Source organism: Viridibacillus sp. d25.2 (assembly GCF_055456015.2).
Window position 1 is genome coordinate 1,959,644 of record NZ_CM196652.1, and the last position, 17,918, is coordinate 1,977,561.

The 17,918-nt window shown below is 33.6% G+C and carries 15 protein-coding genes; 9 read left to right on the plus strand and 6 right to left on the minus strand.

Annotated elements, in window-relative coordinates:
* Nucleotides 1-225: 225 nt before the first annotated feature.
* Nucleotides 226-1,536 carry a serine hydrolase domain-containing protein gene (locus ACZLO7_RS09975; RefSeq protein WP_464940253.1) on the minus strand — a complete coding sequence of 437 codons (1,311 nt, stop codon included), beginning with the start codon at nt 1,534-1,536 and terminating at the stop codon, nt 226-228.
* A 1,009-nt stretch (nt 1,537-2,545) separates the two neighbouring features.
* Here ACZLO7_RS09975 and ACZLO7_RS09980 point away from each other — a divergent pair.
* The 3 genes from ACZLO7_RS09980 to resA all read left to right on the plus strand — a co-directional run bounded on the left by ACZLO7_RS09980 (nt 2,546) and on the right by resA (nt 6,976).
* On the plus strand, nt 2,546-2,776 hold the full coding sequence (locus tag ACZLO7_RS09980; protein WP_464940252.1) for a hypothetical protein: 231 nt from the start codon (nt 2,546-2,548) through the stop codon (nt 2,774-2,776).
* A 598-nt stretch (nt 2,777-3,374) separates the two neighbouring features.
* Entirely contained in the window at nt 3,375-6,389 is a 3,015-nt protein-coding gene (locus ACZLO7_RS09985) for an efflux RND transporter permease subunit (RefSeq protein WP_464940251.1), read from the plus strand.
* A 65-nt stretch (nt 6,390-6,454) separates the two neighbouring features.
* Nucleotides 6,455-6,976 carry a thiol-disulfide oxidoreductase ResA gene (gene resA, locus ACZLO7_RS09990; protein WP_464940250.1) on the plus strand — a complete coding sequence of 174 codons (522 nt, stop codon included), beginning with the start codon at nt 6,455-6,457 and terminating at the stop codon, nt 6,974-6,976.
* A gap of 83 nt (nt 6,977-7,059) precedes the next feature.
* On the opposite strand, the gene ACZLO7_RS09995 is transcribed toward resA, so the two are convergent.
* Nucleotides 7,060-7,491 (minus strand): hypothetical protein, encoded by a 432-nt coding sequence (locus tag ACZLO7_RS09995; protein WP_464940249.1) that lies wholly within the window; start codon nt 7,489-7,491, stop codon nt 7,060-7,062.
* A gap of 402 nt (nt 7,492-7,893) precedes the next feature.
* Here ACZLO7_RS09995 and ACZLO7_RS10000 point away from each other — a divergent pair, with 402 nt between their 5' ends.
* Together ACZLO7_RS10000 and ACZLO7_RS10005 are read left to right on the plus strand one after the other, a co-directional pair.
* A complete protein-coding gene (locus ACZLO7_RS10000) occupies nt 7,894-8,577 on the plus strand; it encodes a response regulator transcription factor (protein WP_464940248.1) in 684 nt (227 codons plus the stop codon).
* A 275-nt stretch (nt 8,578-8,852) separates the two neighbouring features.
* The gene (locus ACZLO7_RS10005; protein WP_464940247.1) at nt 8,853-9,590 is read left to right on the plus strand and encodes a sensor histidine kinase; all 738 of its coding nucleotides are present in this window, start codon (nt 8,853-8,855) and stop codon (nt 9,588-9,590) included.
* Between the two features lie 487 nt (nt 9,591-10,077).
* Here ACZLO7_RS10005 and ACZLO7_RS10010 read toward each other — a convergent pair whose 3' ends face one another.
* On the minus strand, nt 10,078-12,009 hold the full coding sequence (locus ACZLO7_RS10010) for an ABC transporter permease (protein ID WP_464940246.1): 1,932 nt from the start codon (nt 12,007-12,009) through the stop codon (nt 10,078-10,080).
* The gene (locus tag ACZLO7_RS10015) at nt 11,996-12,763 is read right to left on the minus strand and encodes an ABC transporter ATP-binding protein (RefSeq protein ID WP_464940245.1); all 768 of its coding nucleotides are present in this window, start codon (nt 12,761-12,763) and stop codon (nt 11,996-11,998) included. Before ACZLO7_RS10015 ends, ACZLO7_RS10010 begins: the two co-directional genes overlap by 14 nt.
* A 273-nt stretch (nt 12,764-13,036) precedes the next feature.
* Here ACZLO7_RS10015 and ACZLO7_RS10020 point away from each other — a divergent pair, with 273 nt between their 5' ends.
* From ACZLO7_RS10020 to ACZLO7_RS10030, 3 genes are all read left to right on the plus strand, one after another.
* Complete coding sequence (locus tag ACZLO7_RS10020; protein ID WP_464940244.1) at nt 13,037-13,501, plus strand: GNAT family N-acetyltransferase; 465 nt, start codon at nt 13,037-13,039, stop codon at nt 13,499-13,501.
* A 41-nt stretch (nt 13,502-13,542) separates the two neighbouring features.
* Nucleotides 13,543-14,535, plus strand: a complete 993-nt coding sequence (locus ACZLO7_RS10025; protein ID WP_464940243.1) for a serine hydrolase domain-containing protein — start codon at nt 13,543-13,545, stop codon at nt 14,533-14,535.
* A gap of 1,167 nt (nt 14,536-15,702) precedes the next feature.
* Nucleotides 15,703-16,140 (plus strand): HEAT repeat domain-containing protein, encoded by a 438-nt coding sequence (locus ACZLO7_RS10030; RefSeq protein ID WP_464940241.1) that lies wholly within the window; start codon nt 15,703-15,705, stop codon nt 16,138-16,140.
* A gap of 169 nt (nt 16,141-16,309) precedes the next feature.
* On the opposite strand, the gene ACZLO7_RS10035 is transcribed toward ACZLO7_RS10030, so the two are convergent.
* On the minus strand, nt 16,310-16,582 hold the full coding sequence (locus tag ACZLO7_RS10035) for a hypothetical protein (RefSeq protein WP_464940240.1): 273 nt from the start codon (nt 16,580-16,582) through the stop codon (nt 16,310-16,312).
* Nucleotides 16,583-16,936: 354 nt separating this feature from the next.
* The gene (locus tag ACZLO7_RS10040; protein WP_464940238.1) at nt 16,937-17,443 is read right to left on the minus strand and encodes a DJ-1/PfpI family protein; all 507 of its coding nucleotides are present in this window, start codon (nt 17,441-17,443) and stop codon (nt 16,937-16,939) included.
* Nucleotides 17,444-17,541: 98 nt separating this feature from the next.
* Here ACZLO7_RS10040 and ACZLO7_RS10045 point away from each other — a divergent pair, with 98 nt between their 5' ends.
* Entirely contained in the window at nt 17,542-17,805 is a 264-nt protein-coding gene (locus ACZLO7_RS10045) for a hypothetical protein (protein ID WP_464940237.1), read from the plus strand.
* Nucleotides 17,806-17,918: the final 113 nt, after the last annotated feature.

Below are 17,918 nucleotides of genomic sequence, written 5' to 3' on the forward strand. Positions count from 1 at the left end.
TTAAAATAAAACAAAATCCTTCCAAATTAAATTCGGAGGGTTATTTATCTTGTGCTTTTTAGTATAACATGAAGTGTTTTTCGATTAAAAATGTTTTACTTGACATTCTATTAGCTGGTTTAGTTGAAAAAGAAAATAGACGCTTCTTCCACAATCGCGCCCGATTGTTGAGGATTTTAAATACTATGTCTTGTTTAACTAACGTACCAGTTTGTTGAATAACATTTAGAAACTATAAGTTTTTATAAGCTTATAATTTTTTTCTATAAAATCTTTATACTCTACACCTACTATTTCACCTGACAATGAATAATGGAATATGACTTGCTCATTAATCATTTCTGTTAAAAAAGTTGTTTTTGAAGCATTGTGAATGACTGGCACAAGTTTAAATTTATATAATACCCCATACATTTTAGGAACTGTTAAATATAGTTCACCATTTTCTATAGAGATGTCTAAAATTTTGCTCTCATCATTTTCAATAAAATACTTTCCAGTAATATGTTCCGCGTTAGTAAATTTAATTGATTGCGAAGAAAGAGGTAATGTTACATGTTCATCAAGAATTAGCTTGGCCATCTCTTGAGTTAAATGTGTTATAGGCGTGACATTCATATTGCTTAGAAAGATTATCGTAACTTGTTCATCAACAAATCTTAAAAAATCACTACAAAATCCACTAATATCTCCAAAATGGTGCATACATTTTCTACCCAACATATCTGTCACTACCCAACCAGAAGCGTATGAACTAAGATTTGGCGTAAACATTTTTTCTTTTAGTTCTTTGCTAAGAAGCTGAGATGATTTTAATGCCTGATCCCAAAGGAATAAATCCCCTGTTGTAGAATATAGCCCATAGGCTCCTAAAGGAAATGATAAATCTGCGTATACTGAGTGAATTGGATTTTCCCAGAATGAATAACCAGAAGCTAAATTTGCAACTATCTTAACCCCGTCATCACAGCCTGTATTATGCATGCCCAAGGGGCGACATATGTTTTCTTGTATGTACTCTGCATAGGACATCCCTGAAACTTGTTCAATAATCGCTGTAAGTAATGCGTATCCTGAGTTTGAATATTCAAATTTTTCACCAGGCTCGAAGTTCAATTCAAGATGTTTAAATGAATCAATCAGTTGATGTAAAGCCTTCGGGAGTCTCATTGTTTTAGACCAAAAATCAGGAAAACTTGTGTAATTTGGAATCCCTGTAGTGTTTGTTAAACAATGATAGATTGTAATTTTTTTACCCTGTGGATAATTAGGAAGATGCTTCCCTATACAATCATCTATACATAATTTCCTTTTTTCATGTAATTGAAATATAGCAATAGATGTAAAGGACTTAGTAAGTGAGCCGATGCGAAATTTAGTAGTAGGTTTATTGGGTACATCATGCTCCCAATTTGCCATACCAAAACCTTTATTTAAAAGAATATTTTCGTTAGAAGCTATTAAAATGGAGCCATTTAAATAACCATTTTCTTCGTACCTTTCGATCCATCTACCTATCCGTTTTTCCGTAATCATGTCATTCCCCCATATATCCCTTAACAAATCTTTGTAATTGCTTGTTCAACTAAACTTAACCTTTAGTTTAAGTGAATTTCCCAAAATCTTATGTATATTCTAGCATTAATATCCAATTTATTGTGAAGTGTTATTCAATTAAATGGCCCGATTGTTTAATATAAGTTATATCTTTATACACAAATAAAAGCTAAACTAATACAAAAATTAGTTCAGCTTTAAAATAACTTATTATAATGTTACACATTGTATAAAGAATACTGATACATAAAGTACATTACTTAAAATCTTGACTTTTAATAAAATTCACAAGTAGTATCTCCATTTGATTTTTCTCGGTAAAATTAAATAACTTTATATGTCGATAAAAGGCATTCAGAATGCTCACATCCTGAATATACTCTCAATTTGATCTCTTTAAGAATTATTTTCACTGTCATTATTTTGCGTAAACTATAAAGATTTATTGTTATTACCTGTGTAGTTGATTGGAGCGGAGGTGGTGACTCCTGCGGGAAAAGTGGGACAGCCCAAGACCCTGCAGGAGCATAGCGACGAAGCGGCTTGACGCCCGCCCGCGGAAAGCGTCCACCGTAGCGGAAATCAACGGTCTTATCTATATATTTTTAAAGGAAAAAAGACCGTAGATAAACCCGAATTTCTTCTCCGAGTTTGTCTACAGTCTGAAAGGATCTCGTCAATATTTTTTCATCGCCCCAAAAGAGATATTGTTATTACCTGTGTAGTTGATTGGAGCGGAGGTGGTGACTCCTGCGGGAAAAGCGGGACAGTCCAAGACCCTGCAGGACCATAGCGACGAAGCGGCTTGGCACCTAACGACGCTTTGGTAACTTTAATTTTCAGCATTTTAATCCGGATTAATTATTATTTTCACAGGGTATTTTATATACTAAAACATACTAGAATCGAAGGTTTTTTGTTATCTATGTAGAATCTAATTACTATAATAAATTGCGGTAAAATTCATTTAGGCAAAGGGGGTGTAAGAGTGGACCTAGTACTTTGGATAACTATTGGTTTCATAATAATTGGATTTGTCGTTCTCATTTCTATGAAAAAAGGTATGGAAAGTAAGGTTGTTTTTATAAAAACAAATCCGGAAGACGAGGGGAATTCATCAAAATCTAAATCAGTAATTTGGTGGATATTGAGTGCCGCTGCTTGGGGGATAGTGAGTATGTTTCTTGTGGGTAGGTGTTTTCAGAATTACTTCGGATAACTGTTGGCTTCAAAATGTACTTAAAAAAACTGATAGTATTACTGTAATATTCTTGAATAATAAATACTATATACATTATAAATTCAATAAACTTTCCCAAATGAAAGTTTGGACACACATTAAAAACCGTGAAACGCTGATTTTACAGCATTTCACGGTTTTTCTTCTGAACAATCTATTTATGTTTAAATAACAACAGTTAAATTTAACAGAGCCAAAAAGAAAAAAGACCGTTGATAAATTCGAATTTCTTCAAGTTTATCTACAGTCAGGAAGGATTTCGTCATCATTTATCATCGCTTCAAAAGATTTGTTTATATTACATGCGTAGTTGATTGGAGCGGAGGTGGTGACTCCTGCGGGAAAAGCGGGACAGCCCAAGACCCTGCAGGAGCATAGCGACGAAGCGGCTTGGCGCCCACCCGCGGAAAGCATCCACCGTAGCGGAAATCAACGGTCTTATCTAATAATATATTTTCTACAATAAGATGCGAACAATAAGGCAGTTTTCAATATTAATAGTAAAAATTTACTGTAAATTACCTTTTTACCATGATAGTATATTAATGTTATATCAAATTTATGAAGTAGGTGCAAAATGAAATCAATAATTAGGTTTAGTATGAAGAATGGATTAGCTCTGTTATTAGTGGTACTTCTTATTGTTGCTGGAGGAATATATTCTCTAAAAGAGTTACATATTGAGAAGTATCCGAATGTGGATATTCCATATTTGACAGTTATTATACCTTATCCGGGTGCTTCGCCGGAACAATCGATGAATGATATTGGGGAGCAAATGGAAAGAGAGTTCATGAAGCTTGAAGGGGGAAAGAATGTCTATACAGGTGGTGTCGCTAATGCAGCATATTCAACGATAGAATTTGAAATGTCAGTTGATATGGAGCAAGCTGAACAGTTAGTGAGGACAAGTGTAGATAAGATGAAGCTGCCTGAATTAGCAGAAGAACCGAAGTTTGAATTATCTAGTCCAGAAGAAAATCCGATTGTCTTTTCAATGGGGATTTATGCTGATGAAAATTATGAAGAAGTTCAAACGTTTGTGAAGAAACATATTATTCCACGCCTTGAAGTTATAGAAGGGGTAAGTGAAGTAAAGGTCGGCGGGATTGCAGATCAGCTAGTGAGTATTCGACTATTACCTAAAGAATTAGAGGCAAAAGGAATTACAATTAATGATGTTAAAGAAGCTATTTTGGCAAATAATCTTTCGATGCCGACCGGAGATATTTCTGTATCGAACGAAGTATTACCGGTGCGAGTAAATAAAGAATTGAAATCAGTTGCTGATGTTAAACATATAAAACTTTTCACAAAAGAAGCAAATTCACAAACCACTAAAACTGCACCTGGAACGACTACTTTAGGTGAAATTGCTGAAGTTACATATGAAAGTGAATACACAAATAATATTACACGAATAAACGGGGAACAAGGAGTAAGTTTCGGTATTATAGCTAAAGGTGGAGCAAATGTAGTAGCTATCGTTGATCAAGTGAAGGCAGAAGTGAAAAATCTGGATCTTCCTGAAGGATATAAAGTAGAAACATTGCGTGATCAATCAATTGAAATCAAGCAATCAGTCTATTCTATGCTCCGAGAGGCATTTTTAGGTGCACTAATGGCCGTTGTCGTAACCTTGTTATTTTTAAGAAATATCCGTTCAACCGTTATTGCTGTTATATCCATCCCAGTGTCTATATTTGCATCTTTTCTTTTGATGAAAATGATAGGGTATACATTAAATATCATGACACTTGCAGGAATTGCCGTAGCTTGCGGACGAGTTGTGGATGACTCGATTGTAGTCATTGAAAATATATTTAGAAGAGTAAGAGTTTCAAAAGAAAGAAATGATAGGCTCATAGAACAAGCTACAAGGGAAGTAGCATCTGCAATTACTTCTTCCACAATCACAACCGTTGCCGTTTTCTTACCATTGGCTTTTGTACCGGGAATTGTAGGAGGATTTTTCAAACCGCTTGCATGGACCATAGTTATTTCATTATTGATTTCATTAATTGTTGCAATAACGGTTGTTCCGCTCTTATCGAGAATTTTTCTTTTAAAAATCACACTAGAGGAACCACAAGAAAATGCACTTCAAATTGGGTACCGCAAAAGTTTGACTTGGGTGTTAAAACATCGATTCGTTACTTTAACTGCAGCATTATTAATTCTGGTAGCTTCTGTTGCCTTAATCGCACCTAGACTAGGAACAACTTTTCTGCCACAAGAGAAAGTTAATAATTTTGATGTCGAAATTACGATGAAAAAAGGAACCGCTCCAGAGAAAACAGCTGAAGCCACAAATAAAGTAGAAAATATCTTAATAAATCAAGAGGATATCAATCTTGTAAATACAAATATAGATGGTGAATCGGAAAGTGCGACGATTTCATTTGTTGTGAAAGATTCTGTTGCAAATACTAATGAATTTGTTGAGGATTTGAGATCTCAGTTTTCAACTATAACTGAGCCTGAAAAAATTACTGTATCGGGTGTAGGTGGAATTATTGGAGGTGCAGAGGGAAGGTATACTCTTATTGTAAATGGGTCAAATTTTGAGGATATAAAAAAGGCAAGTGAGCAAATCACAACCAGTTTAAAAGAAGTAGATGGAATGACAGATGTTACAACGTCTTTAGAAGGTGAAGAGCCTGAAATAACCATTGATTTGGACGAAGAAAAGCTTGCTGAAAAAGGACTAATGCCAGCCATGGTAGCACAAAGTCTGCGTACACTAATTAACGGTGATGTAGTAACAACGATGAGGATGGAAGGCGAAATAAGAGAAGTGAAACTTGGCTTGAAGATGAATCAGATTACATCCATCAAAAAACTAGGGAATCAAAAGATTAACAATGTAATGGGTATGCCGGTTTCTCTTAAAGAGATAGGAGAACTGAAAAGAGTTAATAATATTACCACTGTTTCTCATTTGAATGGAAATGAATATATCATGGTTAATGGGACAATCACAGATGGAAAAGTAGGAGATGTGATAGCAAAAGCAGATAAAATCATCGATGATTTGCAGTTGCCAGAAAATATTAACTACTACAAAGAAGGTGCATCCGCATCAATGACAGATGGCTTTAAAGACCTATCCATTGCCATCGCAATTAGTATTTTCTTGGTATATTTAGTCATGGTAATTGCCTTTAGAGAAGGAAAGGCTCCATTTGTTATTTTGTTTGCCATACCATTTTCCATCATTGGAGCACTAGTTGGACTTTATATTGTAAATGAACCAATAGGTATGCCTGTTATGATTGGTTTACTCATGCTGAATGGAATTGTCGTAACGAATGCTATCGTTCTAGTAGATAAGGTGAAGCAAAACGAAAGAAATGGAATGATCAGACATGAAGCCTTAATTGAAGCGGGTGTCATACGTATTCGGCCAATCTTGATGACAGCTATTGCAACAATTGGAGCTTTAATCCCGATGGCTTTCTCAAATGGATCAGGAATGGTGTCAAAATCACTCTCTGTTGTCGTCATTGGAGGACTATCAACATCTACTTTTTTAACGCTTTTTATTGTCCCAATACTATACAGTTTATTTAATCCATCAAAAAAGAAATGAACATTTCAAACGGAATTTTAGCGCCGATTTTTTGGGATTTCATTGGATTGTAAGGAGGACAATAGATGAAAAAAAGAACGGTTATGCGAACTGTTATTGTAGTAATTATCTTTAGTGCCATTGCTTATACCGTCTATAGTAATTTCATAAAAGAAACATATGAGTTGGTGAAAATAGGTGATGATGCACCTGATTTTATTCTAGAGGATTTAAATGGAGTGAAGCATAAATTATCAGATTATAAAGGTAAAGGAGTTGTACTAAATTTTTGGGCAACTTATTGTGATTATTGCAAAGAGGAAATGCCTGATTTAGAAGAAAACTATATTAAGTATAAATCAAAAGGAGTGGAAATCCTTGCAATAAATAACGCACAAACACCTTCTGAAGTTAAAAAATTCACTAAAAATATTAGTTTTCCGATACTAATAGATCACTCAATAGTTGTTTTTAAAAGTTATAATGTAGAGTTCTTACCTACGTCGGTATTCATCGACTCCGAGGGTACAGTTAAAAAAATATCAGCAGGTGAAATGGGTAATAAATCAATTCAGAAAAATATAGAGTTGATTTTACCTAAAAGATAATCATTTGGAAGTAAAAAGATAGCCCATTCTCAGTTTTATCGAGAATGGGCTATCTTATTTAAATCATTTGGACTTTTCAGTATCTATGAAACAATGACTAGTTCATGTTCTTTTTTCAAACTGTCCAATAATACATAGCCGAATACAATTCCACCGACTGTCATCAATAATGTATTTTGTGAACTAACGAGTTCACCAAAATAGGAAAAATACTTGCCAATAGAAGTGTAAAGAATGAAAGGGGAAAATGCTACAGCCAGTGCCGGTATAGCAATTACAACAAATTTTATCCAATCAAACGTCCATTGTTTCTTTTCTTTAATTTCAACAATTAATTTTGGTAATCGAAGCAACATTCCTATAATAATAGGGAGTACGAAAGAAAATCTAATCAAAGGAAGAATAGTATATGTTTTGGCAGCCTCTCTTTCTAAATGCAATTTATAACTTAGTCCAAGATAAATGATAATTCCAATAATTAATAATGAAATGAAATACCTTAAAAAGCGTTTCACCTTCAACTCCTCCTTTAAAATTTACATATTGTTAAAACACGGAACGAGTTTCGTTTATAACAATATTTTCCTATATATGTAATCTTAATGCAATCGAATCTTTAATGTTATAAAGATTCATCTAATTTAGTAATAGTTTTAAAGTCTTTTGACATCATATTAACTTATGCAAACAAGTTGCTATGAGTGACCAGAACATGTATTTTCCTTTAGAGTATCTAATAAAATATAACGACATATAAATTGTATCAATCCTATTGCTATGACTTTTACTGTGAAAAGGTGAACATACATGATAATACATAGTCAAGGTTAGCGTAGTATTCAAAAATGCTGTAAGAATGAGTATAATTAATTGAATAGTGTGGGTAAAAATCAATTAATTGGTAGGGGTAATGAAATATGGATGATAAATTTAACATTATGATTGTCGAAGATGAACAAAAGATAGCCGAAATGGTTGCGGAAAACTTAATTAAATGGGGATATGATGTTTATCCAGTTAAGGATTTTCAACAAGTAGAAGAAGAGTACTTATCAGTGAAGCCGCATGTAGTGTTGTTAGATATCAATTTACCTTATTTTAATGGGTTTTATTGGTGCGAGAAAATTAGAAAGTATTCAAATGTGCCCATTGTATTTGTGTCATCTCGTAATGAGAAGATGGATGTTATGATGGCCATAAATATGGGTGGGGATGATTTTATCCAGAAGCCATTCTCAATGGACATACTCGTGACGAAGATTAATGCACTAGTGCGTAGAACTTATACATATCTTTCACCTAGTTTAGATGTTCTCAAACATAACGATTTGACTTTAAACTTAAAGACTTCAACAGTTAAGTTTGGCGAGCAAGAAAGTGAACTAACAAAAAATGAATTTAAAATATTGACGGTTCTTTTTGAAAATAAGAATGAAATTATTAGTCGTGATGCGCTAATGCGTGCACTATGGGAAGATGAGAGTTTTATTGATGATAATACATTGACGGTTAATATAAATCGATTACGTCGTAAACTAACAGATATGGGTGTGGAAGATTATATTCAAACGAAGAAAGGGCAAGGGTATATGCTAATATGAGTATTTGGAAGCATTTGTTCTTTCAGAGGCGACTAATCTTAACCTATATTATGATCATGTTGTTTATCACAGTAGTGATTTATATCAACCCAAGACTTTCAATCCCAATAAATAATTTACTCTACCTGTATCTCATCTCAACTTGTTTGTTTTTCTTGTACATTTTTATAGAATACTATTTTATAAAAAAACATTTTATTGCATTGAAAAGTAGTTGTAGAGATGGTTTTTTAATCCAGGAAGAGCTACTGACTCCTAAAACATTGGAACAGCAGATGTTTCAAGAAGTATTAAAGCAAGTAAATCAACAGCATCAGCAAAAAGTCACGAATATTATAAATGATAAAAAAGAAACAATAGATTATATGACATCGTGGTTCCATGAAATTAAAACACCTATATCGGTTAGTCGTTTAATTATTGAGAATGAGAAGGAAAATCCGGTTTTGAATAGTATAGAAGAAGAAGTAGATAAGATTGAGGGATACGTTGAACAGGCACTCTATTTCGTTCGAGCAGATGATTTCAATCAAGATTATTTTATAGTTCCTGTTGATTTAGACGTAGTTATTCGTTCAATTATTAAACAAAATGCCAAGATATTTATTCAAAAAAAGATAAAACTTACATTAGAAGTAGATTCTACAGAAGTACTAACTGACCAAAAATGGCTTGCTTATATTGTGGCACAAATTCTATCTAATGCTTTGAAGTATACTTCGCCTCAAGGGGAAGTGAATATTTCTTCAGAAGAAGAAGAGATAGAAAGAAGATTAATCATAAAAGACAATGGAATAGGGGTAGAACAGGCAGACATCCAGCGAGTTTTTGATAAAGGCTTCACGGGGATGAATGGAAGAAGTCACGGTGGCTCAACGGGTATGGGTCTATATCTAGCTAAGAGATTGGCAAATAAGTTAGGCCATTCAATCACTATCACTTCAGAAAAGAACCAGTTTACAGCTGTTACTATACATTTCCCAAAACTGCATGATTACTATGCTATAAAATAATTCAAAATGAGAGGCAGTCACCTATTTATACCTGCCTCTCATTTTGTTTTTTTAGATTTCCTTTAAATAATAACATCTATGCTAATTATCCACTTTGCCGAGCCTAATTGATGAGTTTATAATAATTCATAGAAGCAAAAGTGAGGATCGCATGTATCGGTGCGTTTTTAAGGAGGGAAATTTAAGGATATACACCACGTCCTCAATCTTTTACTGTATCATTTTCCAAGATCATTAAAGATGCGTTTTTATTACAGGTGTAGTTGATAGAAGCGAAGGTGGCGACTCCTGCGGGAAAGCGAGACAGTCCAAGACCCTGCAGGAGCGTAGCGACGAAGCGACTTGGCGCTCGCCCGCGGAAAGCGTCCATCCTATCGGAAATCAACGGCCTTATCTAATTTTAAAAAAAGACCATAGATAAACTCGTATTTCTTCTAGTTTGTCTACAGTCTGTGAGACATAAACATTATTGGTGTCTGTCTCTATTTTATGCATTGACTATTTTGTTACAAGAAATAACAGTTAATACATAGTAAGAGATATAAAGTAGTGTATAAGATACGATACAAATGATTACAGGAATGATGAAGTTGATATCCATTAAATTTGAGATAGCAGTTAAAATCATACAACTATGAGTAATGCCTACGATTAAAGGTAGGAGAAAGACAACAGAATATTGTTTAGCGATAACTCGCAACACTTCGCTCTTTTGTACACCTAGTTTCTTTAATGTTGTATATCTGACTTTATCATCAGTTACTTCTGTTAGCATTTTGAAATAAATAATACTTCCTGATGCTGCAAGGAAGACTAATCCCAAAAATCCGCTTATAAAGATCAGTAATCCGTAGACAGATTGGGCTTCTTGATAGCTATCTGAAAAACTGTAGAAATGTACTTCACTAGGAAGTTCTTTCATGATTTTCTTTGTCAGTGCAGAAGATTTAGCTTCGTTGGTTACTTTCAGAGCATGCACTGTAGTAGGAGTATTTTCACCGCTAAGTTGATTGTATTTTTCGTCATTTACAACTATTAAGAAAGGTTGAACAGGGTCATTCAATAATGAAAATGATTTATTATCAACAATCTTTATTTTTGAATCCGTATTTGCTGAATGCAACGAAATCGATTTGTTTAAATTTGATTGCTGGTCTTGTGAACCAATGAAATTGTTGATAATTGTTAGACCTTCTGTTTTCTTTAAAGGTGTAATTGTATCTAAATCTAATTTATCAGCTAGCTGATTGAAAGTTGTATTGGATACAACAGCAAATGATTCGTCAAAGTATAAGTACCCCCCAGGAACTTTTTTAAGTTCTGAAGCATCGCCTTTTACCATTGTGTATTCCCAGTCGTGTTCAAAGATAAGGGAATGATCATTGTCCGTGGCAATTAATTCACGAATTTTTGCATCTACTTCCGAAGATGTACTTTCATATTGATAACTGTACGGAACAAAACTTTTCACCTGATCCAGAGTATTGTAATAAATACTATAACCAAATCCAAAAGCGATAAGTGTTACTGCGTTCAGTATAGAAATAATAGTGAACATAAAGGCGTTGCTTTTTAATCGATTTGTTAATTGCGTAAAAGTTAAAAGATTAGACCACTTAAAATAAAACGACTTATTCTTCTGTAATAATACAAAGATAAAGGCACTTAAGGAGTGGAATAACAAAAACGAGCCAACAAGCATGGAGATAATTATTATAATGATAGTACGGTTAAAGTTCTGATCCCAATTGCTTGATTCTGGAGACAGTTGTAATAACCAGTAGCTACCTCCAATCATTGCAAGGGCAAGAAGTGCTAATAACAAAGAAGGTTTATTTATTTTCTCGCCTTTTTTAGTGGCTTGGAATAGCTCGATTAATTTAAAACGATAAATAATAAAGTAGCCTTGCAATGAAGTAAGGAAAATAATCACACTGAATACGAGTAAAGTTTGTATGATTGCTCTTGAATTAAAAGTAAATGTAATAGCAATAGAAAAGCCCATTAATTTCACTAAAATCATACTGAAGAAAACAGAGAATAATTCCCCGATTGCAAGCCCTATTAAGAGTGCAAGTATGCCCATAATAAAGTTCTCATAAAATAGCATTCTGCCAATTTGTTTTTTCTCAACACCTAATAACGAATATAAACCAATATCTTTTTTACGTCTTTTAACAAAGAAGTTATTCGAATACCAGATGAAAATGGATACAAATAGTAGTAAAAGAATAGAAGCAGCACCAAAAGCTGATGAAAGTTTTTCTGTATCCGTTAGAGCTTGGCTAATTTGTTTATTGTACTGTAGTGATGAAAAAGTAAAGTAAATCGTAATACTGAGTGTCATTGATGCAATATAAAGAAAGTACTGATAGAAATTGTGTTTGATATTTTTTCTTACAATATTAAACATGTTCATGGGTCCCACCCCCTATAGTAGAAAGCGTGTTTAATAATAGGTTAAGGAACTCTTTTCTGTCCTTGTCTCCTCGGACAATTTCTGTGAAAAGGCGTCCATCTTTCATAAACAGTACTCTATTGCAATAACTTGCAGCAAAAGCGTCATGTGTGACCATTAAGATAGTCGAATCGTAGTCCTTGTTCAATACAGTGAATGTATTTAGAAGATCTGTCGATGATTTAGAATCTAATGCCCCAGTTGGCTCATCTGCTAATACTAAACTTGGATTTGTAATAATTGCTCTTGCAACAGCAGCTCGTTGCTTTTGGCCTCCAGAAACTTGGTAAGGGTAAGAGTTTAAGATAGCTGCAATTCCCAGTATGTTGGCTATTTCTCGCACTTTAACTTCCATCTTCTGAGCGGGCCAATTCGCTAGGGAGAGTGGTAATAGAATATTTTCTTGTATCGTTAAGGAATCTAGCAAGTTATAGTCTTGAAAGATGAAACCTAAATGCTTTCTACGAAATTTAGCTAAATCCTTTTCCTTCATTGAGTCAACTGATTCACCCCCAATGACAATACTACCTGACGTTGGTTTATCAATTGTCGAAAGAATATTGAGCAGTGTAGTTTTACCAGCTCCAGATGGTCCCATAATCCCAACGAATTCCCCTTTATTAATAGTTACATCTACATGTTGTAGAGCAGTATATATATTGTTTTTTGCTCCAAAAACTTTATGTATCGAATTTCCTTTTAAAATTGCTTCCATGTTAGTACTCCTTTCAAGAGTTAGTTTGTACATTAAGAATACGTTGAAACCAGGAACTTCTCCATCGATTTTCCAAACAAGAAGTAACCATAACTTACATTTTTGTCACAATAGGAGTGATTTATATAGATTGACTTTGAATGTGTATGAATCTATATAATAATTATAAAGTTAAAAATAGGGTCATGTTGAAATTAATGGGCTTAATTGAAAGTCTAATACATATACAATTGATTAGAATAATTTTAACTTACAAATAAAGGCGGGGGAAAGATGAAGCTAATAGAAATAGATAAATCAAATTGGCTGGATGTTGTTTTTTTAACAACAAATAAAGAGAGTATGCCGACATTATGCGAAGAATTCGTCGCATCAAATGCACTATCAATTGTTCAGGCACAATTTGAAAAAACATGGATCACAAAAGCTATTGAATTGGATGGTATATTAATCGGTTTTACTATGTATGGTTTCTCTGAAGAACAAAACTTTTTCGAGTTATGCCGAATTATGATTGATAGAAAGTACCAAGGTAACGGTTATGGACCTAAAGCCATTTTGTTAGTAATAGAAGAGATGAAGAAACTAGATGGTTGCAAAGAAATTTATTTATCTACTGAACCAGAAAATGAGCTAGGGAAGAAAATATATGAGAAATTAGGTTTTGTGAATACAGGGCGTATTGTCGAAAGAGAGGAATTATTTTGTTTGCAGCTATTATTTCGAGAGGGTAAGTGAAATTTGCTTTGAGTCACTTAGTAAAAGAAGGGGGCTTATGAATGAATCAATTTTCACCAGTATGGGAGAACGTTCTGAATACATTTCAGCAAGTAAATGCTTCGGGCGCTGCCTTTATGGTTATGAAAGAAGGGCAAGTTGTAGCAGAATCTTATACTGGTTTTCACAGTAACGAAGAGGGTGCTAGATTAATTCAAAAAGATACACTATTTCATCTTGCTTCTGTCAGAAAAACGTTTATCGGATTTGCTACAGCTTATTTAATCCAGGAAGGGGTGATCCAATCACTTGAGCAAGAGATTGCATCATTTTTCCCTGAAAAGGATAGTGGGGTATTAGAGAATGTTACCATCCGCCATTTACTCACACACACTCATGGGTTGCGGCTGTTAAATGGAGAAATTGAAAAAGAGTTCCAATCAGGGACAAGTTGGGCTTACCGTAATATTGGAGTAGATCTATTGTCTGAAATCATCAAGAAAGCTTCAGGCAGAACGATTGCAGATATTGTTAAAACTGAAGTATTGAATGCTTGTGGCTTAACAGAGATAGGTTGGTATGGTGAATTGGATTCTCGCCATGTTGAAGTGATTAGGCAAGAAAATGATCCTCATTGGTACACAAGTAATAATGAAGATGGTAGTCAAATGAATATGTATGCTTCTGTTAGAGATTTAGTTAAGTGGGGAGCATTACATGTACATAAAGGAAAAATTGATGGTAAACAGCTAATTCCTAGGGCGATTTTCGATTACATTACAACTGTACAAAGCCCAAATACTTTACTAGAAGGCTATCCAAAGAACGGCTTCTTTTGGTTCGTTCAGGGAGAATCTTGTGGTCGAACAGAAATAGGGAAAACAGTATCAAAAGGCTCTTATCAAATCCTTGGCTATACAAATGTAGCGATTCTAGTCATTCCAGAGCATGAGATAATCGCAGTACGTGCTTTTAATAACTTTGGTTCACCAGAAGGATACAATTACTTAAACGATATTCGTGGATTTGGGGACTGTATAATGGAGTGTTTGTGACAAGACATTATGAAAAGAGCTACTTTTAAGAAAGGCTGAGATTTCTTGAAAGTTGTTCTTTTTGTTTGATATAAGTAAGAAAATAAAGATAACCTTGAACCGATTATTAAGATTATACCGATTTGATCTATTCGAAGCTTCAATTAACTCATTCAGGAAGTGAATTAACCTACTGTATGTATCATTTAACCTACTCGAACTTTTAGAAGTATGATTTGATCTATTCATAGCTTCATTTAGCTCATTCAGAGAGTGATTTAACCTACTGGAGGTATCATTTAATCTATTCGAACTTTTAGAAGTATGATTTGATCTATTGATAGCTTCATTTAACTCATTCAGAGAGTGACTTAACCTACTGGAGGTAGCACTTAATCTATTCGAACTTCTCGAAGTATGATTTGATCTATTCAATGCTTCATTTAACTCATTCAGAGAGTGATTTAACCTACTGGAGGTATCATTTAATCTATTCGAACTTTTATAAGTATGATTTGATCTATTGATAGCTTCATTTAACTCATTCAGGAAGTGATTTAACCTACTGGAGGTAGCACTTAATCTATTCGAACTTTTAGAAGTGTGATTTGATCTATTGATTGCTTCATTTAACTCATTCAGAGAGTGATTTAACCTACTGGAGGTAGCATTTAATCTATTCGAACTTTTATAAGTATGATTTGATCTATTGATAGCTTCATTTAACTCATTCAGAGAGTGACTTAGCCTACTGGAGGTAATTCATGCTTAGGGAAGCTCCATTCGCATGATCCTTCAACGCCTTTTATTTCCAATGGTTTGTTTTTGATGATAGAAAATGTAATAGGTTTTATTTTCTAAACAGAGGAAAGAATTCACCTTTAAAATTGTATGAAACTGGAAAGAGGTTGGTGTGGTTTAAATAATGTTGGATTTACCCATCATATTAAAAAATTAGAGAAAAAATTTTTTATGCTAGCTAAATCGCTCATAGCTATGAATTAGACGTGTTTGAGTGCTTATTTAGAGTAAAAATAACTATTTTTTAAATTAAAGTTCTAATAAGTAAGAGCTAGCCGTTGATTTCGTATATAATGGTAAGATAGAGAAGAATTGATATTCCACAGACCAATTGTCGAAGAAAGCTTGAATCATCTCAATTACAATTTTAAAGGAGTTTGACATAACTTGAGTAAAAAGTTTGAAACAGAATTACCAGAAGACTATGCAGAACTAAAAAAAGAAGCGAATTACACATCTAGCTGGAGAGACCGTATTGCAGCAGTAAATGAGTTGAGCACTTGTAAACACGCTAAAGTAATCGACCTTCTTAAAAACCGTATGGAAAATGATACAGTTTACAAAGTACAAGAAGCAGCTTACAAAGCACTAATTGCATTTGGTGAAAATGTAGAACCACCTAAAGTTCAAAAATTTGATATTATCAAAGGTACAGATAAAATCTTAATCCGTGTGAAGAAAAGCTTACCAGCTGATCACACATTTGAAGACTTTGCTGGAAAACTTGAACGTATGCGCCTTGATGTATACGATGCATACGAAGGCCATAAAGGTAAAGAATTCAAAACATGGCTTGAACAAAAATGGACAAGCTTAAATAAATAATTTTTATATCTTATATCACTATAAACAGACAAAACCCAACCAAACTATTACAAATTGGTTGGGCTTTTCTATGTTTAAAGATAATTTGGCCTTTTTTATTTTTGGCTCTGTTAAATCTTATTGTTGATTTTAAATAATAGAAAAGGGACTTCTTCTATTTGGTTGTCCCTCAATTTTGTAATTGTTTATTCAAAAAAATTATTAGACGTTTTTGAGCCTTTTTCTTCTTCATAATTCTTTTTACACGAATTGAACTTTGTAAATACCACCTAACTTTTCTATTTACAAAAAACATCCGATGATAGTTTTCGTCATCATAAATATTTTTAAACCAAGTATAATTCTTTAGCATTTCAATATTTCGATCAATTTTTTGAGTATCTAAAGAATTACTGCCTCCATATATCCCTGCGGAAATGAAACCTAAAATAAATTCTAACATTAATTATGTGTTCTCCTTATTACTTCATTCCTCTTACACTAAATAACAATTCTTGTTCAACATGTCATTTCTCGATATATCTTGATAACCTAAGACTATCATACGTTTCATTAGTTGAGAACGGACAAGTTGTTTATCTATTCTCTAAAATGGTTGTTCTTTAGGAGGATTGGGGAAGAGGGCACGCTTCCTCTTATATTTGCTGCCATAGGTGGATTGGCTTTTTCATTGAGTGTTTGAATGTGTATGGTTTAATGGTAGATAATACAAAGTTGCTTGAGGGGAAATCTTGTAAAGGAAAAATGCACATAATTGCCTATCTTAAGGATTATGTGCATTATGAAAATTTGTTATTTAAGAATTTGTCTTTTCAGCCTCATAATACCCTAATTTATGAAAGTTATAAAGCTGATTAATATATTCCTTAGGATATGCTTCTAATAATTCAAGAATTTCTTTTGCAAATTCTAAAGAAGCTGTGCCATTTGCGGTCTCAATTTTTCCATCGGTAACTGCTTGCTCTAGTACATAGTTTATTTCATTTCGATAGTTATCCTTTGCATAAGTTTTCAAATCATTAAGACCATTGCTTGTATGCTTTATTTCATTTAACCATCCATTGGCTCCCATAAAAACTGTTGCATCACATATTGCCCCTACTGGTATATCCATAGTAAGTGCCTTTTCTATAATTGGAATGATGTTATTGTTTAGAGGTTTACGCCATGACTTTCCCCCAATTAGGGCTAGTTGAAGATTAATAGATATTTTTGATAGTAAGTTTAATCCAATAGACCGTTTAAGAAAGAAAGTAATTTTTGTTATGTTTTTCAGAAACAGACACGTATTTAGACTTGGCATTTCATTGCTGAATAATATAGTATATACTTTTATAGTCCTATGATTTGTAGATCGAGTAGGAATTTAAAATTAACTGAAAGTTTTATTGGAGGATTATTATGAATTACAGAATCAGTAACAAACAAGTATTTGAACAGGCACAGCTACGTCCGGTTTCAGACGTTCAATTCACTGAAGAAGAGCTTCAAAACGGTATGAAATTAGCTGTCTCTAAGGTGGATGAGACCCTTGCTTTGTATTTAGTGGATGTTAACGGGCAGAAGAAATTCGATGTCCGTTGGGATGATTCGTCCGAGCTTTTCAACGGTTGGTATTCTGCTTGGGATAATTTCTCTTGGTGCCTAAATGTAGTTAATAATTAAAAATGATTGATTAAATAATATCAACTGGAACGAAATTCATTTTGTTTTCAGTTGATATTATTTGTTTCCTACAAATGCTTTGGTTTCCGTGATGATCTTACAACTTCTGGTAA